Source organism: Streptomyces sp. NPDC056480 (genome assembly GCF_042795405.1).
In the GTDB taxonomy this organism is placed as follows: domain Bacteria; phylum Actinomycetota; class Actinomycetes; order Streptomycetales; family Streptomycetaceae; genus Streptomyces.
The window spans coordinates 1-21,941 of sequence record NZ_JBHTSA010000133.1 but is presented as its reverse complement, the minus strand read 5'-3'; the positions used below and the strand labels follow the sequence as shown (position 1 = coordinate 21,941).

Genomic DNA, 21,941 nt, shown 5'->3' with positions numbered 1-21,941 from the left:
CGCCCGGTTACATTCCGAACCCGGAAGCTAAGCCTTTCAGCGCCGATGGTACTGCAGGGGGGACCCTGTGGGAGAGTAGGACGCCGCCGAACAATCATTGTGGGAAAGCCCCGCACCTTATGGTGCGGGGCTTTTCTGCGTTCAGGGGGCATTTTCAGGGGTCATTTCCTGTGGGGCTTGGCCTGCTCAGGCCGGCGCGACGAGTTGGGTGTCGTACGCCAGGATCACCGCCTGGACGCGGTCCCGGGCGCCGGTCTTCGCGAGGATGCGGCCCACGTGGGTCTTCACCGTCGACTCCGCGAGGTGCAGGCGTTCGGCGATCTCCGTGTTCGTCCAGCCCTGGCCGATGACCGTGAGGATCTCGCGTTCCCGGTCCGTGAGAGCCGCGAGCCGGGGGTCCTGCGGGCGCGGGTCGGCCGTCGGGGAGGACGCCGCCGGCAGGTGGTGGATGTAGGCGTCCAGGAGACGGCGGGTGAGGCTCGGCGCGACGACCGCGTCGCCGCTCGCCACCGCGCGGATGCCGGCGAGGAGTTCCTCCGGCTGGGCGTCCTTCACCAGGAAGCCGCTGGCTCCGGCGCGGAGGCCGTCGTACGCGTACTCGTCGAGGTCGAAGGTCGTGACGATCAGGATCCGTGTGCGGTCGCCCGTGGCGACGATGCGGCGGGTCGCCTCGATACCGTCCAGGCCGGGCATCCGGATGTCCATCAGGACGACGTCGGGGTGGTGACGGTCGACGAGCCGGATCGCCTCGGTGCCGTTGGAGGCCTCTCCGACGACGGTCATGTCGTCCTGGCTCTCCAGGAGCATGCGGAAGCCGAAGCGCTGCATCGGCTGGTCGTCCGCGATGAGAACGGTCGTCACGAGGGGGAGCCCTCCCGGGGGAGTCGGAGTCGGACGTGCCAGCCGCCGGTCGGCAGCGGGCCGGTATCGAGTGTGCCGTCGTAGAGGGCCGCGCGCTCCCGCATCCCGGTAAGTCCCTGGCCCTGACCGGACGGTGGAACGGCGGGTCCCGTGTTCGTGACCTCCGCCCGTACCTCCTGGGGGGTGTGGGTGAGGAGGACGGTCGCCTTCGCGCCCTCGCCCGCGTGCTTCAGGGCGTTCGTCAGGGCTTCCTGGACCACCCGGTAGACCGTCAGCTGGGCGCCGGGGGTGAGGGGGCGGCCGGGGGAGGAGTCGCCCCGGTCGAACCGTACCGGCAGGCCCGCCTTCCGTACGCCGGTGATCAGGGCGTCGAGGTCGGCCAGGGTGGGCTGGGGATCCCGCGCCGCCTCCTGGTCGTCGTCGCTCAGGACGCCGAGCAGGCGCCGGAGTTCGGCGAGGGCCTCGCGGCTCGTCGTACCGATGGCGTCGAGGGCCTGGGCGGCGCGTTCGGGGTTCTTCGCCGCCGCGTACCTGCCGCCGTCCGCGAGGCCCGTGATGACCGAGAGGTTGTGGCCGATGATGTCGTGCATCTCGCGGGCGATCCGGGTGCGTTCGGCCGCGGCGGCGAGCCGTACCTCCTGGTCGCGTTCGACCTCCAGTCGGCGGGCCCGGTCGACGAGGGCCGCCGTGTGGTCCTTGCGGGAGCGGACCGCGATGCCGAGGAGGGCGACGAGCGCGTACGTCCACAGGGTGGGGACGACGTGCTGGTCCCAGCTTCCCCGGGGGAAGCGGACCGCCCCCGTGACGAGGGGCGGCACCAGCAGGGCGGAGGCGTGGAGGAGGACGCGGGGCGGGCGGGTGAGGGCGATGTGGAAGAGCGGGATCAGCTGGAGGTAGCCGGCCTGGAGGAAGGCGCCCGATGCCGCGCTGACCAGCGCCGCGCAGGCCATCACGGTGAGGGCGGCCAGCGGCTCTCGGCGGCGCCGGTACAGCGGGAGGGAGAGACCGAGGCTCAGGGTGACCACGAGCCAGGCGGGGACGGACGGGTCGGGGGCGGTGTTCCGCCAGCCGCCCGACGCGTCCACCAGTGCCGCCGCCGTCCAGAAGAGCGTCAGCGTGGAGTCCCACAGCCGGGGTCGGCGGGCGTCGAACGCCCGGGCGTGCGCGAGCAGTCGCTGGAGGGAGCGGCTGAGGCCCGTCGTCGCGGTCGCTTCCGTGGTCACCCCGTCATCATCCTCATACGTCCCGGCGCTTGAGCAACAGTGCGGGGACCGCGAGCGTCGCGGCCGCCCACAGGAGCAGGGCGAGGAGGGCGGCGCCGGGGGAGGCCGCGCCGGGGAGCGGGGTGGCCGAGCCGAGGGCCCCGGCGGCCTGGGTGGGGAAGTACCGGACGGCCGTCTCCATCACCTCGTACGGGAGCATTCCGAGGACCTCGGGCAGGATCATCACGCCGCCGACGAAGGCGCCGATCGCGCCGGGTACGGAGCGGAGGGTCGCGCCGAGGCCGAGGGCGACCAGACCGAGGAGGGTGAGGCCGGCGGCGTTGCCCGCGAGGGCGGCGAGGACGCCGTCGTCGGTGAGGGAGGCGGCCTGGTCGGTGTCGGAGAGGAAGACCTGCGCGGTGAGGAAGGTCAGCAGGTTGGTGACGAGGGTGAGGGCGAGGACGACGCCGGTGTAGACGGCGGCTTTCGCCCCGAGGACGGGGAGGCGGCCGGGGACGGCGGTGAGGGAGGCGCGGATCATGCCCGTCGCGTATTCGCCGGCGGTGACCAGGATGCCGAGGACGGCGAGGGCGATGGCGCCGAGCTGGCTGCCGTAGAGGGTGAGGATGACGGTGTCGACGTCGGAGTCGCCGCCGTCGGAGGTGTAGGTGGCGCCCATGAGGATGCCGACGCCGAGGACGAGCGCCGCGGCGGTGAGGACGGTGATCCAGGTCGAGCGGACGGTCCACAGTTTGTGCCACTCGGAGTGGAGGACGCGCGCGTGGGTGAGCCGTGGGGTCGCGGTGGGAGCGGTGGTCGACGACGTGGCCGGGGTGATGGTCGGGGTGCTCATGCGGGGGCTCCCTGGTATTCGACGGAGTCGTGGGTGAGGGCCATGAACGCCTGCTCGAGGGAGGCGGCCTGAGGGGTCAGTTCATGGAGGGGGAGGCCGTGGGCGGCGGCCGTGCGGCCGATCTCCGGTGCGTCCGGGCCGGTGACGAGGAGGGTGTCGGGGGCCTCCAGGGTGAAGGCGGCGCCGGGGAGCAGGTTCCGCAGCCGATCGGCCTCAGGCGTGACGACCTTGACGGAGGCGCCGCCGGAGGTGCGGACGAGTTCGTCGACGGTGGTGTCGGCGAGCAGCCGGCCCCTGCCGATGACGATCAGGTGGTCGGCGGTGAGGGCCATCTCGCTCATCAGGTGGGAGGAGACGAGGACCGTACGGCCCTCGGAGGCGAGGGACTTGAGGAGGGTGCGGATCCAGAGCACGCCCTCGGGGTCGAGGCCGTTGACCGGTTCGTCGAGGACGACGGCGGCCGGGTCGCCGAGGAGCGCGGCGGCGATGCCGAGGCGCTGGCCCATGCCGAGGGAGAAGCCCTTCACGCGCTTGTCGGCGACATGGGTGAGGCCGGTGACGGCGAGGACGCGGTCGACGCGGGAGCGCGGGATGCCGTGGGTGAGGGCGAGGGCCGTGAGGTGGTGGCGGGCTGACCGCCCGGGGTGCACGGAGCGGGCTTCCAGGAGGGCGCCGACCCGGGTGAGCGGGGCGCGGTGCCGGGCGTACGGGCGGCCGTCGACGGTGGCGTGCCCGCGGGTGGGGGCGTCGAGGCCGAGGATCATGCGGAGGGTGGTGGACTTCCCGGCGCCGTTGGGGCCGAGGAAGCCGGTGACGGCGCCCGGTCGGACGGTGAAGCTGAGGTCCTGGACGACGGTGGTGTCCCCGTACCGCTTGGTGAGGTTCTCTGCTCGGATCATGCCGACGACGCTAGGGAGCGGGCGGCGGGCGATCGTCCGACCTGGGGCGGGAGGTGGGGCGTTGGCGTAGTACCGGGGTACGACGGAGGCGAAAAGCCCTTGTCAGGGGCGTGCGGTCGCACGGAGGATCGGGCGCATGGACTTTTCGATACGTGCCATCCGTGCCGACGAGTGGGAGCGGGCCCGCGAGCTCCGTCTCGCTGCTCTGCGCGACCCGGTCGCCCACCTCGCGTTCCTCGAGACGTACGAGGCCTCCGTGCAGCGCCCGGACTCGTTCTGGCAGGAGCGCGCCGAGGGGGCGTCCGAGACGGGCGACGGAAACGTGCGGCAGTTCGTGGCCGAGGCCCCGGACGGGACGTGGGTCGGCACGATCACGCTCCTGGTGGAACGGCCGTCGGACGAGGTGCGCTTCGGTGAGCCGGCGAAGGTCGGTCAGACGCACATCGTGGGTGTCTACGTACGGCCCGAGGTGCGGGGGACCGGTGTGATCGACGCGCTGTTCCGTGCGGGCGTCGAGTGGTCCTGGGCGCTCGCGGAGCCGGTCGAGCGGGTGCGGCTCTACGTCCACGAGGACAACGCGCGGGCCGCCGCCTTCTACCGCCGCTTCGGCTTCGTGGCGACGGGGGACCGGGTGCCCGTCCCGGGGAACGACACGGCGACGGAGATCGAGTACGAGGTGCGGCGCGCTTCGTAGGCGCGGATGGCGGGGACGGGGGGCGGGGCTGGGGTCGTGGCTGGGGCCGGGATCGGGGCCAGGACCGAGACCAGGGCTGGGGTCGCGGCTGGGGTCAGGCGCGGCCGGGGGTTGGTTCGGGGTGCGGTCGCGGTCGGGCGGTGGCCGTGACGGGGCGGCCCGCGAGGCGGCAGCCTAGGCAGTCGGGGTGGCCGTGGCGGGCGCCGGCGTCGCGGACCCGCCAGTCCCACTGATCGGCCGGGCGGGGGCCGGAGGGCTTGCCCCAGCCCGTCAGGTGGAGGATCCAGGTCGCGGCGGCGGCCAGAACGGCCAGTGCCGCGCCGAGCCACAGGGCCCAGGCGCGGTCCAGGCAGATTCCGGCTCCGGCGACGGCGGAGCCCAGTCCGGCGAGGGTGGTACCGGTCCACCCGGCGAGGGTGTGGCCGAGGTCGACGTCGCCGTGGGCACTCATGGATGCTCCTCTGGGGTGTCGGGGCAGGCAGGATGAAGGCATCGGTGGGATGGTTTATCTCACGAGCTAAGTAATTTAGATGCTAAGGAGTCTCTGCGTGGAGGGCAAGAGCCGTCCCCCGGCCACCGTCGGCGAGGCGATCCACCGGATGGACGCGTACGTGGCCCTGGGCCTCATCGGCCAGCAGGAGGTCGCGCAGGCCCTCGGCCTCAACGTGACCGATCTGACCTGCCTCGGGCATGTGCTCGGCGCCGGCGAGGACCCACTGTCGGCCGGGGACCTGGCGGAGCGCGCCAACCTCACCACGGGGGCCGTGACCGGTGTGCTCAACCGGCTGGAGAAGGCCGGATACGCCCGCCGGGCCCCGGACCCGGCCGACCGGCGGCGGGTGCGGGTGGTCGCGGACCCGGAAGCGGCCGCACGGGTCGTCGCGCTGTACCAGCCGTTCTACGCCCGCCTGGAGGAGGTCTTCGCCCGCTACACCCCGGAGGAGACCGCGGTCATCGCCGACTGGTTCACCCATGCCGCCGACGCCGCCCGCGCCCACCTGCACTCCCTGCGCGGACGCGCGCTCTGACGCGGGAGCGGGCCGGGGCCCGGGGGCCTCAGCGGCTCAGGGAGGTCTCCGGCCACCTCGTGCGGGCCTGTTCGGGCGAGCGCATCAGGGCCAGGGTCGGGAGGCCCCGGGTGTGACCGGTGGCGAGGAGCTCCGGGAGCTGGGGGAGCGGTGCCACGGCGGCGACGTCGTCCAGGACGAGGGTCATTGGTGGGTCGAGCCGACCGTCGGATGACCGTGCGGCCATGCGGCGGCCGTGCTCGACCACGCTTGCGGCGAGCGCCGTCAGGAGCGGCATCGCGCCGGGGTGGGTGCGGGGATCCTCGATCGGTTCCCCCACCACGTAGAGGGTGCCCCCTTCGGGGAGGAAAGATGCCAGCGCCAGCGAATCCGTTCGATTCGGGGTGCAGGCCTCCCGGATGTGCACCGAGGAGAGCGACGCCAGCGCACGGGCCGTCAGTTCCTGTGCCATGCGGCGGCTTTCGGGGTGCGCGGTGAGGGCCGATTCGAGCAGTCCCGCGTGGCCGGAGGCCGCCTTCGGGTGGCTCCGGAGGATCCGTACCGGCTCGTGGGCGCCCGTGCCCAGCGCCCAGCGGTGGACCTGGCGGAACGGACGCCCGTCCACGGCGGCCGCGTGCAGCCAGCAGCGCAGGAGCGTTTCCGCAGTGTCCGCGGTGGCGGCGTCCAGCCGGGAGTGCGGACGGACCGGAGCCAGCAGGGCGACCGCCCGCTCCGCGGCGACCGCCGGGTCCTCGCAGCGCTCGGACGGCGACCAGTGGAGCCGTGCGGGCGTGTCGCACAGGTGGCCGGGGTCGTGGACGAGGACAGGGCCGAGCTTGCCGCGCGCGTCCTTGGTCGCGGACCAGAGGGCGGGGTCGGAGGTGACGACCAGGACCGGGCCCTCGGCGTCCTGGACGGCCTGGACGGCCACGGGGAGGCGGGCGTCCGGGAGGCCGTAGAACGTACGGCTGCCGGGGCCCGCGGAGGCGGGGACGTGGGCCGCCGCCGGAACGGCCGCCGCTGCCGGGACAGGTGCCGCGGACGGGGCCGGGACGGGGGCGGAGACCGGGGCCGGCGGTGCCGGGGGTGCCGGAGGTGTGGTCGGGATCGGGGCCGTGGGCGGCTCCGGTGCGTGCGTCGCGGCCGGGCGGCGGGGGGCCGGGGGAGCGGGCCTGCGCGCGGGCTCGTCACGTACGGACTTCTCGTGGACGGGCTTCTCGTACGCCGGCTCGTGGTGCCCGGGCTTCTCGTACGTGGGCTCGTCGTGCCCCGGCTTCTCGTACGCCGGCTCGTCGTGCCCCGGCTTCTCGTACGCCGGCTCGCGGGTGGTCCGTACCGGCGTCTCGTTCCTCCCGTACGCCCCCGCCCGCCTGTTGGCGCGCACCGCTCGCCAGCGGGCCAGGGTGCCCAGCGCGAAGATCGCGAGGACGAAGAGGATCATCGCCTCGCCGATCAGCAGGCCCCAGAACAGGCCGTACCCGGAGAGCTGACCCGGCGGGGTGGCCGGCCAGGCCGCCGCGAGGTCCGTCGGGGCCGTGACCAGGGAGCGCAGGGCCGAGGGCGTGCCCGTGAAGGCCACGCCCTGCGGCCAGGCGCCGTGGGAGAGGAGACCGGCCAGGCCGGTCGCCGTCCACACCAGGACCGTGAGGCACAGAAGGAGGCCGAACAGGCTGAGCAGCAGCCCGTCGGAGACCCCTCCCCCGCCCTTCCGTGCCGCTTCCATCTACGCCACCGTCGACTGCGACGTGCCGTTCATCTGCTGCTCGATGAGGATCGCGCGCTGCTCCGTCTCCCATTCGAGGTCCGGGTCTCCCGACGGGGCCGAGGCCTCCGTCATGGCGCGGTCCGTGTAGACCAGCGGGCGTTCTCGTTCGGTGATGAGGTGTTTGACCACCTGCACGTTGCCGTTGACGTCCCAGACCGCGATGCCGGGGGTGAGGGTCGGGATGATCTCGACCGCCCAGCGGGGCAGACCGAGGACCCGGCCCGTGTTGCGTGCCTCGTCGGCCTTCTGGGCGTAGATGGTCCGGGTGGAGGCCATCTTGAGGATCGCCGCGGCCTCCTTCGCCGCGGCTCCGTCGACGACGTCGGAGAGGTGGTGGACGACGGCGACGAAGGAGAGGCCGAGGCGGCGGCCGAACTTGAGCAGCCGCTGGAACAGCTGCGCCACGAACGGGCTGTTGATGATGTGCCAGGCCTCCTCGACGAGGAAGATGCGCTTCTTCCGGTCGGGGCGGATCCAGGTGTGCTCCAGCCAGACGCCGACGATCGCCATGAGGATCGGCATGGCGATGGAGTTGCGGTCGATGTGGGAGAGGTCGAAGACGATCAGGGGCGCGTCGAGGTCGATGCCGACGGTCGTCGGTCCGTCGAACATGCCCCGCAGGTCGCCGTCGACCAGCCGGTCCAGGACGAGGGCGACGTCCAGGCCCCAGGCCCGTACATCGTCTATGTCGACGTTCATCGCCTCGGCGGATTCCGCCTCGGGGTGGCGGAGCCGCTCCACGATGTCGGTGAGGATCGGCTGGCGGTGGGTCGTGTGCTCGACGACGTACGCGTGGGCGACCTTGAGCGCGAAGCCGGAGCGCTCGTCGAGGCCGTGACCCATCGCCACCTCGATGATCGTCCGGAGCAGGGCGAGCTGCCCGGTCGTGGTGATCGACGGGTCGAGCGGGTTGAGGCGGATCCCGGAGTCGTTGGCGACCATGGGGTCCAGGCGGATGGGGGTTATCCCCAGCTCCTGCGCGATGAGGTTCCATTCGCCGACGCCGTCCTCGCCCTGGGCGTCGAGGACGACGACCTGCCGGTCGCGGAAGCGGAGCTGGCGGAGCACGTACGTCTTCTCCAGCGCCGACTTGCCGTTGCCGGACTCGCCGAGGACCAGCCAGTGGGGGGCGGGGAGCTGCTGCCCGTACAGCTGGAAGGGGTCGTAGATGTACCCCTTGCCGCTGTAGACCTCGCGGCCGATGATCACGCCGGAGTCGCCGAGGCCGGGGGCCGCGGTCGGCAGGTAGACGGCCTGGGCCTGCCCGGTGGAGGTGCGGACGGGCAGGCGGGTCGTCTCCACCTTGCCGAAGACGAAGGAGGTGAAGGCGTCGGTGAGGACGGACAGCGGATCTCGCATGGGTCTGTGCCCCTTCGGCCCTAGCGGCGGATGCCGGTCGCGAACGGCAAGGTGTTCACAAAGGCCCGGTGGTGCTCGCGGTCGCACCACTCCAGCTTCAGATACGACTTGCCGGCGGAGGCCCTGATCGTGCGCTTGTCCCGGGCCAGGGCCTCGGGAGAACGCGACGACACCGTGATGTACCCGACGAGGTTCACTCCGGCTGCGCCACTGGCGAGATCTTCACCCCGCTGGTCGAGCCGGCCGTGGGCGGCGATGTCGCGCGGGTCGACCGTGCGGTTCATCTTGGCGGCGCGGGAGGCGTCGGCCTCGTCGTTGGTCTTCTCGGTGAGCATCCGCTCGATGGCGACCTCGGTGGGCTCCAGATCCATGGTCACGGCGACCGTACGGATCACGTCCGGGGTGTGGACGAGCAGCGGGGCGAGGAAGTTGACGCCGACGGGGGTCATCGGCCATTCCTTCACCCAGGCGGTGGCATGGCACCAGGGGGCGCGGGTCGAGGACTCGCGGGTCTTGGCCTGGAGGTACGTCGGCTCCATCGCGTCCAGTTCGGCGGGCCAAGCGTTTCGTTTCGTCATGGCCTGGATGTGGTCGATGGGGTGGTCCGGGTCGTACATGGAGTGCACGAGGGAGGCGAGCCGGGACTGGCCGAGGGGCTGGCGGACCCGGATGTCGGCCTCGGCGAGGCGGGCGCAGATGTCGGTGAGCTCGCGGGCCATGACGACGGCGAGGCCGGCGTCGCGGTCGAGCTTGCGGGCGCCGGAGGCGTGCTTGGCGGCACGGGCCATGGCATTGGCCTCGGCGGCGAGTTCGCGCGTGTAGTGCATGCAGGCGACGAGGTAGGCGCGGTGCTGCTCGCTGGAGGTGGAGACCATCGACTGGAGCTGGTCGTACGAATCCATGAGCCACGTCGGCGCGTTCGGGTCGCCGCGCTGGCCGACGTCCTTGGCGTGGGCGTCCGGGTCGGCGGGGAGGGTGCGGGCCAGCATCTGGAGGCGGGTCACGAAGCCGTCGCCGTTGGCGACGTGCTTGAGGAGCGTGCCGAAGCGGTCGACCAGGGCCTCCTGGTCCTCGCTGTCGCGGAGGCCGACGCCGGGGCCCTCGATCTCGATGGCGGCGGTGACGGTGCGGCGGTCGGCGTGCAGGAGGACGGCGATCTCGTCGGGGCCGAAGGGGGCGGCGAGCCAGCCCACGCGGCCGATGCCGGGCGGCGGGCCGACCTCGACCTCGCGGCCGTCGAGGTGGGTGCCGGCCTCGGAGACGACGGAGCGGTAGGCCGTGCCGCGCTTGAGCATCCGCTTGTAGCTGCGGTTGATCTCGAACCACTTGTAGAACGTGCGGTGCTTGTACGGGAGGTACACGGCGGCGATCGCGAGCATCGGGAGGCCGGCGAGGAGTGCGATCCGCAGGGGGAGGAGGGGGACGAGGAGTCCGCTCATCATGCCGAGGAAGGCGCCGACGATGATCAGGGCGATCTCGCCCGTCTCGCGGTTCTTGCCGACGATCGCGTTCGGCCGGGCACGGCCCACGAGATACGTACGGCGGGGCGCGACCGGCTGGGACTGGGTCGTCAACGCCCTGCACCTCCAGAGTTCTTGCGGCTACTGTGCGGGGTTCCCGCGGTGGGACTGCTGCTGCGGGGCGGGGGCGGGGGAGTCGCGCCGCCACCGCCGCCACCGCTTCCGCCGCGGCTGCTGTGGGCGGCCATGCCGCCGGACATCGGGTTGGCGGGGCGGGCGGGCTGGCCGCCCTGACCGCCGCCGCCGTCGCCGCGGGAGCTGTGGGTCTTGATGCCCTGGGAGACGAGCGAGGCGGGGGAGGAGATGACGGCCGCGGCCGCGTTCTCACCCGCTCGGTGCAGGCGGTTGTTGCGGGAGGCGGCGATCTCGTCGCCGAAGCCGGGAACGAACCGGTAGATCATCGCGGAGGCGAAGATCGCGAGCAGGATGATCGCGAGGCCGGAGACGACGGCGGAGAACGAGTCGGGTCCGGTGCCGGAGGAGAGGGCGCCGGCCAGACCGAGGACGATGACGATGACCGGCTTGACCAGGATGATCGCGATCATGATGCCGGCCCAGCGGCGGACGTGGCCCCACATGTTCTTGTCGACGAGGCCGGAGTAGACGACGACGCCGAGGAGGGCGCCGACGTACAGCATGACGGCGCGGAGGAAGAGCTCCAGGTAGAGCACGCCGGCGGCGATCACGGTCACCAGGGACACGATGATCAGCATGATGGGACCGCCACCGATGCTGTCGCCCTTCTGGAGGGCCTCCTTGAAGCTGCCGAAGAAGACGTCGGTCTGCTTGCCGGTGCCGGAGGCGATGACCTCGGTGACGGCGTCGGTGGCGTTGACGACGGTGTAGAGGATCAGGGGCGTGAAGGCGGAGGCGAGGACCGTCAGCCAGAGGAAGCCGATGGCTTCGGAGAGCGCGGTGGTCAGGGGGACGCCGCGGACGGCGCGCTTGGCGACGGCGAGGAGCCAGAGGAGGAGGGTGAGGACGGTGGAGGCGGCGAAGACGATGGCGTACCGGCCGAGGAACTCCGTGTTGGTGAAGTCGACGTCGGCGGTTTCTTTGACGGCCTTGGAGAGGTAGTCGATGGTGGCGATGGCGGCGTCGGAGAAGCCGCGGGCGAGGGACTTGAGGGGGTCTTGCTCGTTGTTGGTCTCGGGGAGCGGCACCGTGTCGCCGCCGGGCTGACTCCTCTCGCAGAGCGTCCTGGCTTCTCCCACCAGGAATCTGCACTCGCTCTTGCCCGCGCTGGTGCTCGGGGAGGGCGTGGGCGCCGTCGGCGTCGGTGTGGGAGCCGCTTGGGCGGCGGATGCGAGCAGGAGGGGCAGGAAGAGGAACACGCATACGATCGCGGTCGCCGCGCGCACTGCGAAGCTTCGCTCAGCGGGCATAGGTGAACCCTCCGTATCCCTCGACGGCTTCGGCGATCTCGTCGGACGTGGAGGCGCGGTTGTCGCCGTTGACCGGGGTAGGGCCCTCGCGCTGGTCGCTGGACACCAGGCGCCAGTCGCCCCCGACCCACGTGAGCTTCTCCGTGATGGTGAACCACGTGGAAGTGACGGGCTTGGTCGAGCCCGCGCCGGCCAGGCCACCGAGGCTGGTGCACCAGACCTCGACCGTCGCGGAGTTCTCCGTGTACTCCCGGACCTGCGCGCCGATCGGGATGGTGCGTGCCACGAGTGTCATGCCGGAGGGGGCGGTTCCGTCCTTGTTGAGTCCGGCGCTGGCCATGAGCTCGGCTGTGTAGGAGGCGTCGAACTGCGTGAGGAGGTCGTCCACGAGTGCCGGGGCGTGGACGGTGCGTACGATCTCGCGGCGCTGGTCGGCGTTGAACATGCCGACCGAACCCAGCGCCACCGCGTAATTCGTCGCCGCGCTCTGCGCCCCCTGCTCGTCCTGGGCGTAGCCCGTGGGGATCTGGCCGTTCTTGCCGGTGACCGGGCGGATGCCCGTCGCCGCCGTGGGGGCCGCCTTGCCGGGGGTGTCGGAGGAGGGGCCCGCCGCGTCCGCCGGGTCGCCGCCGCCGCGGTTGGCGAAGGCGATGGCCGCGACGAGGAGGACCACCACGCCGACGACCGTGATGAGGGAGCGCGAGCTGCGGACGGGGCGGCGGGCGCCGCCGTACACGTCGCCGCTGTTGCCCTCGGGCAGGCGGGTCCGGGTCTGGCCCGAGCCGCCCACGCCGCCGAAGCTGTCGTGCTCGTCACCGGGACTCATGCCGGGAACGCCCCCTCACTGGTTCGCGGTACGGGCAGTACGTCGTGCTGGACATCTGGGGAACGCATTCTCAGGGGGTGGTGTCCGACGGGGGGTCAGACCGCCATCCCGTACACGATGGTGAACAGCGTCCCCAGCGATCCGATGATGAAGACGCCGGTCAGGCCGGCCACGATGAGGCCCTTGCCCTGTTCCGCGCTGAACGTGTCGCGGAGGGCGGTCGCGCCGATGCGCTGCTTGGCCGCTCCCCAGATGGCGATGCCGAGGCAGAGCAGGATGGCCACGGCCATCACCACCTCGATCATGATCTTCGCCTCGGCGCCCAGGCTGCCGAAGGGGCCCCAGTTCGGGGCGATTCCACCGATGATGGTGGTGATGTCGCCTTTTTCTGCCGCCAGGTACATGTAACTCACCGCCCCTGTATGGGTAGTTCGTCGCCCCTGCCGGACGGCATGGGTCATCGCCCTATCTTCGCTGATGAAACCGCTCGCGTGTGACGGCTTGACGGCTCTCTTTACCCGATCCCCGCACATCTGACCGACTTGACCGTCTTGACCTGCGGCGGTCTGGCCGGTTTCTATGCAAAGACGCGTATGGTCACTCTGTGTATCACGGAGAGTGACTCCGGGCAATGATTGTCGTTGTTGCACTCTTGGGGCGGTGTCGGCGGCCCACCGCCTAGACTCGGCCCCGGGGGCGTACTGCCATGAGCCGAGGGGTGGTTGACGGTGCGTAGGGCCGGCAAGGCGTGGCTGGTGGCCGGTGGGGCCTTCGGGGTCTGTCTGAGCTTCGTCGCGCTGCTCGTGGTCGGGACGTACTCGGCGGCGGCGGGTCTCGCCGGCGGTGCGGGCAGCGGCGTGAACGGTTCCGTGGGGCTCGCCAAGGGCGCGGTCCCGGCGCTCTACCGGGGGCTCGTGCAGCAGTGGGGGAACCTCTGCCCCGCCATCAACCCGGCCCTGCTCGCCGCCCAGCTCTACCAGGAGAGCGGCTGGAACCCGCGGGCCGTGTCCTCCGCCGACGCCCGGGGCATCGCGCAGTTCATCCCCGGCACCTGGGCCGGTCACGGGGTGGACGGCGACGGGGACGGCGACCGGGACATCTGGGACCCGAAGGATGCGATCCCCTCGGCCGCCTCGTACGACTGCGAGCTCGCCGGCTACGTGAAGAACGTGCCCGGGGACCCGGCGAGCAACATGCTGGCCGCGTACAACGCGGGCGCGTACCGGGTGATCAAGCACGGCGGGGTGCCGCCCATCAGCGAGACCCGGAACTACGTGCGCATCATCAAGTCCCTGGAGAAGAGCTTCGCCCAGCCCGTCGGCCGTGTCGATCCGTCCCGGCAGGCGGCCAGTGCGATCCACTACGCACAGGGGAAGCTCGGCACCCCCTACCTCTGGGGCGGTACGGGCACGGCCGCGCAGAACGGCCGGTTCGACTGCTCCGGGCTCACCCAGGCCGCGTACGAGAGCGTCGGCATCCGGCTGCCGCGCGTGGCCAACGACCAGTACAACGCCGGCCCGCACCCCTCGCGCGAGGAGCTGCTCCCCGGGGACCTGGTCTTCTTCTCCGACGACCTGACCAACTCGCGGGCCATCCGGCACGTCGGCATCTACGTCGGCGGCGGGTACATGATCGACGCGCCGCGCACCGGGGCCGTGATCCGTTTCGACCGGGTCGACACCCCGGACTACTTCGGTGCGACCCGGGTCACCGCGGAGGGCGCGGCGGCGCTGCCCACCCATCTCCCGCAGTCCTGACCGGAGCAGACGGGCCGTCGGAGGGCGGGTGCGCCTTCCGGTCGTACCGGACATGGCCGGAACTCTCCGTCATGCACAGGCCCTGAGCTGCGGTGAACCGTCACTCTTCGATAACGTCATCATGATCCACGGGAGAGATCGGAACGTGCGCCTCAGGCGGTTCGTTCCTTGGTCCGACCGCTCTGACCACGGGGGTTGGAAAACACAGACACGAGAGCAAGGGGCCTCAGCAGATGGCTGGACTCGCATCGGACGGTTCGAACCCCGATGTCAGCCTGCTCTACGACATCAACGGGCTGGCCAAGGCCGCCCCGCCGTGGTTCGACCGCGTCATGGGGTTCGTCGGCGAGTACGGGATCATGCTCGCGATGGCCCTCGTCGTCCTGTGGTGCTGGTGGAGCGTGCGCCGCCGCGGCACCCTGGCCGACTCCGTCTCGGCCGTCGCCGGGCTCGTCTGGGCGCCGCTGGCCGCCGGCGTCGCCCTCCTGGTGAACATCCCCATCCGCGGCTTCGTCGAGCGCCCCCGGCCCTTCAGGGACCATCAGGGGCTCGAGGTCCTCGTCGCCGGGAAGACCGACTTCTCCTTCGTCAGCGATCACGCCACGCTGGCGATGGCCCTCGGCGTCGGCGTCTTCGTCGCCCACCGCAGGTTCGGTCTCGTCGCGATCGGCCTCGCCCTCGCCGAGGGCTTCGCGCGCGTCTACATGGGCGTCCACTACCCGACCGACGTCATCGGCGGCTTCGCCCTCGGCACGGCGGTGGCGCTGCTCCTGGCCCCGCTGGCCCTCGCGCTGCTCACCCCGGTGGTCTCCGCCGTCGCCCGCTCGGGCCGCTGCGCGGGTCTCGTCCGCTCCCGCCGGGCCGAGCCGGCGCGGCATCCGGAGGCGGTCGGCATCCCCGAGCCCCGCATCGGGGGCCCGGCCTCCGGGCCCGGCCACAACGACCTCGCCGCCTAGAGCCCGGCTGTCCGGCGAACGCCGCCCCGGCGGCGTTCGCGCCCCGGTCACCCGCCCCGGTCACCCGCCCCGGCGCCGGGCCTTGGCGCCGGGCCTGAGGGGTCTCGCCGGCTAGCCCTCCGTGGCCGCCGCGGTGCGGACGTGGTCCGCCGCGTCCGTGCGGGCCCGGTCGCGGGATCGTCGGGCCGGGCCCGTCCAGCCGCAGCTGCAGCGTGCCAGCGCGAACGAGCCGCGCTCCGACGTCGTGGCGGTGTGGGGGGAGGACTGCGCGTGCACCTCACCACGGTACTGCGCGTGACGGCACGCCTCGACCGTCGTTATGCGGATCGGGCGTCCCCAGGGCCCGCGGGCCCGGGGAAGGGCGGGTCCCGGGCAGACAGCGGTGAGGCGTTGGGGGTTGGCAGACGATGGTGGTGCAGCTGCGGTACGGCCGTCCGGTGGTGCGCGGGAGCGGGGCGTTCGCCGTCACGGCCGTCCTGGTCGGCTCCCTCGTCGGGACCGCGGCGGTCTCGGGGTGCGCCGCCGCCGAGGACCCCAGGCCCGCGGTCGACCCCACCCTCGCCGTACGGAACGCCCCCGACGCGCTGACGAAGGCCGGCACCTCCAAGGCGAGCACCTCCATGGAGATGGCCGCGGGCGGGACGCGGGTCACCATCCGGGGCGAGGGCGGCTACGACTTCCGGCGGCGTACCGGCCGGCTCCAGGTGGTGCTGCCCAAGGACGCGGCCGGGGCCAGCGAGCATCGGCCGATCACCGAGCTCCTCACTCCCGGCGCCCTCTACATGAAGAACCGGGGGGCCGGGGTGCCCGCCGACAAGTGGGTGCGGGTCGACACCACCACCCTCGACGACGGGAACCTCGTCACGGGCGGGGCCACCGATCCGGCCGCCGCCGCGGAGCTGCTGCGGGGCGCCCGGCAGGTCACGTACGTCGGAGAGGTCGAGCTGGCAGGGGTGAAAGTCAGCCACTACCGGGGGGTCGCGGACATCGCGCACGCCGCCCGGGTCGCCGCGCCGCAGCTCAGGGGAGCGCTCGCCGCGGCGGCGAAAGGGTTCGCCACGGACACCGTGCCCTTCGACGCGTACCTCGACGGGGAGGGGCGGCTGCGGAAGGTGCGCCACCAGTTCAGCTTCAGCAACCAGGGCCGTACGGTCGCGGTCGCGTCGACGACCCTGCTGTACGGCTTCGGGGTCCCCGTCCAGGTGACGCTGCCGGACCGCCGGGACATCTACGCCGGGAAGATCAAGGCCTGAACGGCCTGACCTGGCCCGGTGCTGGCGTGGACCATCGGCAAATGGTCCGGACGTGTCATGCGCGGTGCGTGTCGCCGTCCCTACGCTGGGAGACCGCTGGGAGACCGACGCCGGCAGGAAGAGGTGGATGCGCGTGGCCCCGCCCGGTACAGCAACCGTGACCGCAGACCCCGACTGCGTCGCCCTCGCCGAGATCGAACTGTGCGGCGAGCTGATCATCGCCGCGTCGGCCGCGGACGGGGAACGGCTCAGCGCCGACCGGATCGACGAGGTGCTGAGGGTGGCGGTGGAGCGGGCCGTGGAGGACCTCTGACGGAACGGCCCGGCTCGTCACCGCGTACGGGAGGAGCGGGTGGGAGGCCTCAGGTCCGCATCATGCGGGCGATGGCCTTCGTGGCCTCCTCGACCTTGGCGTCGATGCCGTCGCCGCCCTTGGTCGCCGCCTCCGCGACGCAGTGCCGCAGGTGCTCCTCGAGGAGCTGGAGGGCGAACGACTGGAGCGCCTTCGTCGAGGCGGAGACCTGCGTGAGTATGTCGATGCAGTAGACGTCCTCGTCGACCATCCGCTGGAGCCCGCGGATCTGGCCCTCGATCCGGCGGAGCCGCTTGAGGTGCTCGTCCTTCTGTTTGTGGTAGCCGTGCACGCCGTGCTCGTGGTCGGCCGGCCCGACGGCCTCGACGGCCTCGGGGGTGACCTGGTCCGCCTCGGTGGTCGTCATGGCGTCCTCCCGTTGTCCATTAAGGGGGTGTATACCCCTCGTGGGTATATGGTACCGATCCCCGCCGATCCGGGCGGGGGCCCGTGCTGTTCACTGTGCCTGATGGGCGACACTGAGAGACGCCGGTTAGCCGTGGCCGGATGATGCGCCTAGCATCAGCCTGACCGAAACCCAGCACCCCGAGGACCTCACGTGCGATTTCGTCTGACCCCCAGGGAGACGAGCTTCTACGACATGTTCGCCGCGTCCGCGGACAACATCGTCACGGGCTCGAAACTCCTGATGGAACTGCTCGGAGCGGAGCCTTCCGCCCGGGCCGAGATCGCGGAGCGGATGCGGGCAGCGGAGCACGCCGGCGACGACGCGACCCATGCCATCTTCCACCAGCTGAACTCCTCGTTCATCACGCCGTTCGACCGTGAGGACATCTACAACCTCGCGTCCTCCCTCGACGACATCATGGACTTCATGGAGGAGGCCGTCGACCTGGTCGTCCTCTACAACGTCGAGGAGCTCCCCAAGGGTGTCGAGCAGCAGATCGAGGTGCTGGCGCGGGCGGCGGAGCTGACCGCGGAGGCGATGCCGAACCTGCGGACGATGGCCAACCTGACCGAGTACTGGATCGAGGTCAACCGGCTGGAGAACCAGGCGGACCAGATCCACCGCAAGCTGCTCGCGACGCTCTTCAACGGCAAGTACGACGCCATCGAGGTGCTGAAGCTCAAGCAGATCGTCGACGTGCTGGAAGAGGCGGCCGACGCGTTCGAGCACGTGGCCAACACGGTGGAGACCATCGCGGTCAAGGAGTCCTGAGGCTTCGTGGACACCTTTGCTCTGATCGTGACCATCGGTGTCGCGCTCGGCTTCACCTATACCAACGGCTTCCACGACTCGGCCAACGCCATCGCCACCTCGGTGTCGACGCGTGCCCTGACCCCCCGCGCGGCCCTGGCCATGGCCGCCGTCATGAACCTCGCCGGTGCCTTCATGGGCAGCGGGGTCGCCAAGACGGTCAGCGAGGGCCTGATCGAGACGCCGCACGGCGACAAGGGGATGGGCATCCTCTTCGCCGCGCTGGTCGGCGCGATCATCTGGAACCTGGTGACCTGGTACTTCGGTCTGCCGTCCTCCTCCTCGCACGCCCTGTTCGGCGGCATGGTGGGTGCGGCGCTCGCCGGCGGTACGGAGGTCATCTGGGGTGGCGTCCTCGACAAGGTCGTCATCCCGATGTTCATCTCGCCGGTGGTCGGCCTCGTGGCCGGTTACCTGGTGATGTGCGCGATCATGTGGATGTTCCGCAAGGCCAACCCGCACAAGGCCAAGCGCGGCTTCCGTATCGCGCAGACGGTGTCGGCGGCCGGCATGGCGCTCGGTCACGGTCTGCAGGACGCGCAGAAGACGATGGGCATCGTGGTGATGGCCCTCGTCATCGCCGATGTGCAGGACTCCGGCGACGACATCCCGGTGTGGGTGAAGATCGCGTGCGCCGTGATGCTCTCGCTGGGTACGTACGCGGGTGGCTGGCGCATCATGCGGACCCTCGGCCGGAAGATCATCGAGCTGGACCCGCCGCAGGGTTTCGCGGCGGAGACCACGGGCGCGTCGATCATGTTCGGCTCGGCGTTCCTCTTCCACGCGCCGATCTCGACGACGCACGTCATCACCTCCGCGATCATGGGCGTGGGTGCGACGAAGCGGGTCAACGCGGTGCGGTGGGGTGTCGCCAAGAACATCATCCTGGGCTGGTTCATCACGATGCCGGCGGCGGCGCTGGTGGCTGCGGGCAGCTTCTACGTGGTGCAGCTGTTCTTCGGCTGACGGTGGTGCAGCAGTGCGTCGGCTGAGGCCGACAGTGGCTTGAAATGGTCGGGCCCGGCTCCCCTGTGGGGGAGCCGGGCCCTTCGTCTAACGGTGGCACCGCCATGCAGCACCGTAGACGAGTCTTTATCCGAAGCGGCCGGAGATGTAGTCCTCGGTCGCCTGGACGCTCGGGTTGGAGAAGATGCGCTCGGTGTCGTCCAGCTCGATCAGCTTGCCGGGCTGGCCGACGGCCGCCAGGTTGAAGAAGGCGGTGCGGTCCGAGACACGGGCGGCCTGCTGCATGTTGTGCGTCACGATGACGATCGTGAAGCGCTCCTTCAGCTCGCCGATGAGGTCCTCGATCGCCAGCGTCGAGATCGGGTCGAGGGCCGAGCAGGGCTCGTCCATCAGCAGGACGTCGGGCTCGACCGCGATGGCGCGGGCGATGCACAGACGCTGCTGCTGACCGCCGGAGAGGCCGGAGCCCGGCTTGTTCAGGCGGTCCTTGACCTCGTTCCAGAGGTTGGCGCCCTTGAGGGACTTCTCGACGATGTCGTTGAGCTGCGACTTCTTGTACTTGCCGTTGAGGCGCAGGCCCGCCGCCACGTTGTCGAAGATCGACATGGTGGGGAAGGGGTTCGGGCGCTGGAAGACCATGCCGACCGTGCGGCGCACGGCGACGGGGTCGACGTTCGAGCCGTACAGGTTCTCGTCGTCCAGCATCACCTTGCCCTCGACGCGGCCGCCGGGGGTGACCTCGTGCATGCGGTTCAGGGTGCGCAGGAAGGTGGACTTGCCGCAGCCGGACGGGCCGATGAAGGCCGTCACGGAGCGGGGCTCGACGGTCATGGAGATGTCGTCGATCGCCTTGTGGGCGCCGTAGTACGCGGAGAGGCCGCTGACGTCGATTCGCTTGGCCATATCAATTCACTTCCAGGGTGACCGCGTCAGCGGCCGGTCTTGGGGGCCTTCCAGCGGGCGATGCCGCGGGCCACCAGGTTGAGGATCATGACGAAGGCGATCAGGACGAGCGCTGCGGCCCATGCGCGGGACACGGCTGCGTCGGTGCCGACCGCGTACTGCTCGTACACGTAGAGCGGCAGGGAGGACTGAGCGCCTTCGAAGGGGTTCGGGTTGATGAGCTTCGTACCGAACACGAGGAGCAGGATCGGGGCCGTCTCACCGGTGATACGGGCGACCGCGAGCATGACGCCCGTGGTGATGCCGCCGATCGCGGTGGGGAGGACCACCTTCAGGATGGTGCGCCACTTGGGGATGCCGAGGGCGAGGGAGGCCTCGCGGAGCTCGTTCGGGACGAGCTTGAGCATCTCCTCGGTGGAGCGGACCACGACCGGCATCATCAGGATGGCGAGGGCCATCGCGCCGGCGAAACCGGAGGGGCCGAAGCCCAGCATCAGGTTCCAGGTGGCGAGGATGAAGAGGCCGGCGACGATCGACGGGATGCCCGTCATGACGTCGACGAAGAAGGTGACGGCCTGGGCCAGCTTGCCGCCGCCGTACTCGACGAGGTAGACGGCGGTGAGGAGGCCGATCGGGGCGGCGATCACGGTCGCGATGGCGACCTGCTCGATGGTGCCGAGCAGCGCGTGGTAGACACCGCCGCCGGCCTCGGCGTCGAGGACGCCGTTCATCGAGTGGCTCAGGAAGTACGGGTCGAGTACTTCCATGCCCTTGCTGATCGTGACCCAGCCGAGGGAGAGCAGCGGGACGACGGCCAGGATGAAGCAGACCCAGACGAGGCTGGTGGCGACGCGGTCCTTGGCCTGGCGGCTGCCCTCGACCTTGGTGGTCAGCACGTACGTGGTGAGCACGAAGAGCAGCGCGGCGATCATGCCCCACTGGACCTTGCTGTGCCAGCCGGCGCCGAGCCCGATGCCGATGCCCGCGGCGATGGAGCCGGCGGCGATGGCGATCGGGCTCCAGCGGGGGAGGCGGGCGCTGGAGAGCGAACTGGCGCGCTTGACCGTCGCGACCGGACGATCCTGTATGGCGTGGCTCATGCCGCTGCCCCCGAGTACTCCTTGCGGCGGCCGATGATCCAGCGGGCGGCGCCGTTGACCAGCAGGGTGATGGCGAAGAGGACGAGACCGGACGCGATCAGCGCGTCCCGGCCGAACTCGTTGGCCTCGTTGAACTTGGCGGCGATGTTCTGCGCGAACGTGCCGCCACCCGGGTCGAGAAGGTGGCCCGAGATGAGGAAGCTGGGGGAGAGGACCACGGCGACGGCCATGGTCTCGCCGAGTGCGCGGCCGAGGCCCAGCATGGAGGCGGAGATGATGCCGGAGCGGCCGAAGGGCAGCACCGACATGCGGATGACCTCCCAGCGCGTGGCGCCGAGGGCGAGCGCGGCTTCCTCGTGCATCTTCGGGGCCTGGAGGAAGACCTCACGGGTGACGTTGGTGATGATCGGAAGGATCATGATCGCCAGCAGGATGCCCACGGTGAAGAGGTTGCGGGCCGGGCCGTCGTTGGCCTTGTCGAAGATGTACGTCCAGCCGAAGTACTCGTTCAGCCACTTGTTGAGGCCGTCCAGGTACGGGACGAGGAAGATCGCGCCCCAGAGGCCGTAGATGATGCTGGGCACGGCGGCGAGCAGGTCGACGACGTACGCGAGCGGCTTGGCCAGCTTGCGCGGGGCGTAGTGCGAGATGAAGAGGGCGATGCCGATCGCGATGGGCACGGCGATGGCCATGGCGATGATCGACGAGACCACGGTGCCGAAGGCGAGGACGGCGATGCCGAAGACCGGCGGGTCGCCGGCCGGGTTCCACTCGAAGGTGGTGAAGAAGTTCGTGCTGTCCTTCGAGATCGCGAGGACGGCGCGGTAGGTGAGGAAGCCGGCGATCGCGGCCATGATCACGAGGAGGGTGATGCCGGAGCCTCGGGACAGACCGCTGAAGATGCGGTCTCCGGGGCGGGACGCGCTCTTGGCGCTCCGGCTCCTCTTTATGTCTGGTGTGGTGGTAGCCATCTGCTTCTCCGGTCTGCGGGGCCCCTACGGACGTACGGGCTCCTGGCGGCGGTGCACCGGATGCCGGGTCCGGCCCCCCGGAGCGGGGGGCCG

24 protein-coding genes and 1 rRNA gene are annotated in these 21,941 nt (G+C 71.0%); 9 read left to right on the top strand and 16 right to left on the bottom strand.

Annotated elements, in window-relative coordinates; all coding sequences use genetic code 11:
* Positions 1-92: ribosomal RNA gene (gene rrf, locus ACFQ79_RS34975) — 5S ribosomal RNA — on the top strand; the annotation flags it as partial.
* A gap of 94 nt (positions 93-186) precedes the next feature.
* On the opposite strand, the gene ACFQ79_RS34970 is transcribed toward rrf, so the two are convergent.
* From ACFQ79_RS34970 to ACFQ79_RS34955, 4 genes are read right to left on the bottom strand one after another with little or no spacing between them, the layout of a single operon-like run.
* A complete protein-coding gene (locus tag ACFQ79_RS34970; RefSeq protein WP_383590898.1) occupies positions 187-861 on the bottom strand; it encodes a response regulator in 675 nt (224 codons plus the stop codon).
* Entirely contained in the window at positions 858-2,084 is a 1,227-nt protein-coding gene (locus ACFQ79_RS34965) for a sensor histidine kinase (RefSeq protein WP_383590896.1), read from the bottom strand. The genes ACFQ79_RS34970 and ACFQ79_RS34965 overlap by 4 nt, the downstream gene beginning before the upstream one ends.
* Positions 2,085-2,097: 13 nt before the next feature.
* A complete protein-coding gene (locus ACFQ79_RS34960; protein ID WP_383590894.1) occupies positions 2,098-2,916 on the bottom strand; it encodes an ABC transporter permease in 819 nt (272 codons plus the stop codon).
* Positions 2,913-3,815 (bottom strand): ABC transporter ATP-binding protein, encoded by a 903-nt coding sequence (locus ACFQ79_RS34955; RefSeq protein ID WP_383590892.1) that lies wholly within the window; start codon positions 3,813-3,815, stop codon positions 2,913-2,915. The genes ACFQ79_RS34960 and ACFQ79_RS34955 overlap by 4 nt, the downstream gene beginning before the upstream one ends.
* 136 nt (positions 3,816-3,951) lie before the next feature.
* Between ACFQ79_RS34955 and ACFQ79_RS34950 the strand changes: the two genes are divergently transcribed.
* Positions 3,952-4,509, top strand: coding sequence for a GNAT family N-acetyltransferase (locus ACFQ79_RS34950; protein ID WP_383590890.1), 558 nt, complete (start codon positions 3,952-3,954; stop codon positions 4,507-4,509).
* A 94-nt stretch (positions 4,510-4,603) separates the two neighbouring features.
* Here ACFQ79_RS34950 and ACFQ79_RS34945 read toward each other — a convergent pair whose 3' ends face one another.
* Positions 4,604-4,960, bottom strand: coding sequence for an HGxxPAAW family protein (locus tag ACFQ79_RS34945; RefSeq protein WP_383590888.1), 357 nt, complete (start codon positions 4,958-4,960; stop codon positions 4,604-4,606).
* A gap of 97 nt (positions 4,961-5,057) precedes the next feature.
* On the opposite strand from ACFQ79_RS34945, the gene ACFQ79_RS34940 reads away from it, so the two are divergent.
* Positions 5,058-5,537, top strand: a complete 480-nt coding sequence (locus ACFQ79_RS34940; RefSeq protein ID WP_383590886.1) for a MarR family transcriptional regulator — start codon at positions 5,058-5,060, stop codon at positions 5,535-5,537.
* A gap of 28 nt (positions 5,538-5,565) precedes the next feature.
* Here the strand turns inward: ACFQ79_RS34940 and ACFQ79_RS34935 are convergent, their stop codons facing one another.
* The 6 genes from ACFQ79_RS34935 to ACFQ79_RS34910 all read right to left on the bottom strand — a co-directional run bounded on the left by ACFQ79_RS34935 (position 5,566) and on the right by ACFQ79_RS34910 (position 12,775).
* Complete coding sequence (locus ACFQ79_RS34935) at positions 5,566-7,239, bottom strand: type IV secretory system conjugative DNA transfer family protein (RefSeq protein WP_383590885.1); 1,674 nt, start codon at positions 7,237-7,239, stop codon at positions 5,566-5,568.
* Positions 7,240-8,640 (bottom strand): ATP-binding protein, encoded by a 1,401-nt coding sequence (locus ACFQ79_RS34930; protein WP_383590884.1) that lies wholly within the window; start codon positions 8,638-8,640, stop codon positions 7,240-7,242. It lies immediately after the preceding gene.
* A gap of 20 nt (positions 8,641-8,660) precedes the next feature.
* On the bottom strand, positions 8,661-10,214 hold the full coding sequence (locus tag ACFQ79_RS34925; RefSeq protein WP_383590883.1) for an SCO6880 family protein: 1,554 nt from the start codon (positions 10,212-10,214) through the stop codon (positions 8,661-8,663).
* Complete coding sequence (locus ACFQ79_RS34920) at positions 10,211-11,545, bottom strand: hypothetical protein (RefSeq protein WP_383590881.1); 1,335 nt, start codon at positions 11,543-11,545, stop codon at positions 10,211-10,213. The genes ACFQ79_RS34925 and ACFQ79_RS34920 overlap by 4 nt, the downstream gene beginning before the upstream one ends.
* Positions 11,535-12,371 carry a hypothetical protein gene (locus tag ACFQ79_RS34915; protein ID WP_383590879.1) on the bottom strand — a complete coding sequence of 279 codons (837 nt, stop codon included), beginning with the start codon at positions 12,369-12,371 and terminating at the stop codon, positions 11,535-11,537. The genes ACFQ79_RS34920 and ACFQ79_RS34915 overlap by 11 nt, the downstream gene beginning before the upstream one ends.
* Positions 12,372-12,466: 95 nt before the next feature.
* Entirely contained in the window at positions 12,467-12,775 is a 309-nt protein-coding gene (locus ACFQ79_RS34910) for a hypothetical protein (protein ID WP_017242359.1), read from the bottom strand.
* A 318-nt stretch (positions 12,776-13,093) separates the two neighbouring features.
* Between ACFQ79_RS34910 and ACFQ79_RS34905 the strand changes: the two genes are divergently transcribed.
* Both ACFQ79_RS34905 and ACFQ79_RS34900 read left to right on the top strand, forming a co-directional pair.
* Complete coding sequence (locus tag ACFQ79_RS34905; RefSeq protein WP_383590877.1) at positions 13,094-14,128, top strand: NlpC/P60 family protein; 1,035 nt, start codon at positions 13,094-13,096, stop codon at positions 14,126-14,128.
* Positions 14,129-14,361: 233 nt separating this feature from the next.
* Complete coding sequence (locus ACFQ79_RS34900) at positions 14,362-15,084, top strand: phosphatase PAP2 family protein (protein ID WP_383590875.1); 723 nt, start codon at positions 14,362-14,364, stop codon at positions 15,082-15,084.
* 111 nt (positions 15,085-15,195) lie between these two features.
* Here the strand turns inward: ACFQ79_RS34900 and ACFQ79_RS34895 are convergent, their stop codons facing one another.
* Positions 15,196-15,360, bottom strand: a complete 165-nt coding sequence (locus ACFQ79_RS34895) for a hypothetical protein (protein ID WP_383590874.1) — start codon at positions 15,358-15,360, stop codon at positions 15,196-15,198.
* Between the two features lie 131 nt (positions 15,361-15,491).
* On the opposite strand from ACFQ79_RS34895, the gene ACFQ79_RS34890 reads away from it, so the two are divergent.
* Together ACFQ79_RS34890 and ACFQ79_RS34885 are read left to right on the top strand one after the other, a co-directional pair.
* The gene (locus tag ACFQ79_RS34890; protein WP_383590872.1) at positions 15,492-16,337 is read left to right on the top strand and encodes a hypothetical protein; all 846 of its coding nucleotides are present in this window, start codon (positions 15,492-15,494) and stop codon (positions 16,335-16,337) included.
* Positions 16,338-16,464: 127 nt separating this feature from the next.
* Entirely contained in the window at positions 16,465-16,650 is a 186-nt protein-coding gene (locus ACFQ79_RS34885; RefSeq protein WP_030323327.1) for a hypothetical protein, read from the top strand.
* A 49-nt stretch (positions 16,651-16,699) separates the two neighbouring features.
* On the opposite strand, the gene ACFQ79_RS34880 is transcribed toward ACFQ79_RS34885, so the two are convergent.
* Positions 16,700-17,056: a metal-sensitive transcriptional regulator gene (locus ACFQ79_RS34880; protein WP_229315229.1), complete on the bottom strand. Its 357-nt coding sequence runs from the start codon at positions 17,054-17,056 to the stop codon at positions 16,700-16,702.
* A 192-nt stretch (positions 17,057-17,248) separates the two neighbouring features.
* Here ACFQ79_RS34880 and ACFQ79_RS34875 point away from each other — a divergent pair, with 192 nt between their 5' ends.
* Positions 17,249-17,869 carry a DUF47 domain-containing protein gene (locus ACFQ79_RS34875; protein ID WP_015035093.1) on the top strand — a complete coding sequence of 207 codons (621 nt, stop codon included), beginning with the start codon at positions 17,249-17,251 and terminating at the stop codon, positions 17,867-17,869.
* Between the two features lie 6 nt (positions 17,870-17,875).
* On the top strand, positions 17,876-18,874 hold the full coding sequence (locus tag ACFQ79_RS34870) for an anion permease (protein ID WP_383590870.1): 999 nt from the start codon (positions 17,876-17,878) through the stop codon (positions 18,872-18,874).
* Positions 18,875-19,000: 126 nt separating this feature from the next.
* Here the strand turns inward: ACFQ79_RS34870 and pstB are convergent, their stop codons facing one another.
* From pstB to pstC, 3 genes are read right to left on the bottom strand one after another with little or no spacing between them, the layout of a single operon-like run.
* Positions 19,001-19,777: a phosphate ABC transporter ATP-binding protein PstB gene (gene pstB / locus ACFQ79_RS34865; RefSeq protein ID WP_030323320.1), complete on the bottom strand. Its 777-nt coding sequence runs from the start codon at positions 19,775-19,777 to the stop codon at positions 19,001-19,003.
* Positions 19,778-19,803: 26 nt separating this feature from the next.
* Positions 19,804-20,877: a phosphate ABC transporter permease PstA gene (pstA, locus tag ACFQ79_RS34860; RefSeq protein ID WP_383590868.1), complete on the bottom strand. Its 1,074-nt coding sequence runs from the start codon at positions 20,875-20,877 to the stop codon at positions 19,804-19,806.
* On the bottom strand, positions 20,874-21,848 hold the full coding sequence (gene pstC, locus ACFQ79_RS34855; RefSeq protein WP_383590866.1) for a phosphate ABC transporter permease subunit PstC: 975 nt from the start codon (positions 21,846-21,848) through the stop codon (positions 20,874-20,876). The genes pstA and pstC overlap by 4 nt, the downstream gene beginning before the upstream one ends.
* Positions 21,849-21,941 lie beyond the last annotated feature (93 nt).

Excerpts from the sequence above, each read along its gene's own strand:
- ACFQ79_RS34890 (WP_383590872.1), top strand. The coding sequence starts at position 15,492 with ATGGTGGTGCAGCTGCGGTACGGCCGTCCGGTGGTGCGCGGGAGCGGG.
- pstB (WP_030323320.1), bottom strand. The coding sequence starts at position 19,777 with ATGGCCAAGCGAATCGACGTCAGCGGCCTCTCCGCGTACTACGGCGCC.
- ACFQ79_RS34920 (WP_383590881.1), bottom strand. The coding sequence starts at position 11,545 with ATGCCCGCTGAGCGAAGCTTCGCAGTGCGCGCGGCGACCGCGATCGTA.
- pstA (WP_383590868.1), bottom strand. The coding sequence starts at position 20,877 with ATGAGCCACGCCATACAGGATCGTCCGGTCGCGACGGTCAAGCGCGCC.
- ACFQ79_RS34900 (WP_383590875.1), top strand. The coding sequence starts at position 14,362 with ATGGCTGGACTCGCATCGGACGGTTCGAACCCCGATGTCAGCCTGCTC.
- ACFQ79_RS34945 (WP_383590888.1), bottom strand. The coding sequence starts at position 4,960 with ATGAGTGCCCACGGCGACGTCGACCTCGGCCACACCCTCGCCGGGTGG.
- ACFQ79_RS34960 (WP_383590894.1), bottom strand. The coding sequence starts at position 2,916 with ATGAGCACCCCGACCATCACCCCGGCCACGTCGTCGACCACCGCTCCC.
- ACFQ79_RS34910 (WP_017242359.1), bottom strand. The coding sequence starts at position 12,775 with ATGTACCTGGCGGCAGAAAAAGGCGACATCACCACCATCATCGGTGGA.
- ACFQ79_RS34935 (WP_383590885.1), bottom strand. The coding sequence starts at position 7,239 with ATGGAAGCGGCACGGAAGGGCGGGGGAGGGGTCTCCGACGGGCTGCTG.
- pstC (WP_383590866.1), bottom strand. The coding sequence starts at position 21,848 with ATGGCTACCACCACACCAGACATAAAGAGGAGCCGGAGCGCCAAGAGC.
- ACFQ79_RS34950 (WP_383590890.1), top strand. The coding sequence starts at position 3,952 with ATGGACTTTTCGATACGTGCCATCCGTGCCGACGAGTGGGAGCGGGCC.
- ACFQ79_RS34930 (WP_383590884.1), bottom strand. The coding sequence starts at position 8,640 with ATGCGAGATCCGCTGTCCGTCCTCACCGACGCCTTCACCTCCTTCGTC.
- ACFQ79_RS34955 (WP_383590892.1), bottom strand. The coding sequence starts at position 3,815 with ATGATCCGAGCAGAGAACCTCACCAAGCGGTACGGGGACACCACCGTC.
- ACFQ79_RS34885 (WP_030323327.1), top strand. The coding sequence starts at position 16,465 with ATGCGCGTGGCCCCGCCCGGTACAGCAACCGTGACCGCAGACCCCGAC.
- ACFQ79_RS34880 (WP_229315229.1), bottom strand. The coding sequence starts at position 17,056 with ATGACGACCACCGAGGCGGACCAGGTCACCCCCGAGGCCGTCGAGGCC.
- ACFQ79_RS34915 (WP_383590879.1), bottom strand. The coding sequence starts at position 12,371 with ATGAGTCCCGGTGACGAGCACGACAGCTTCGGCGGCGTGGGCGGCTCG.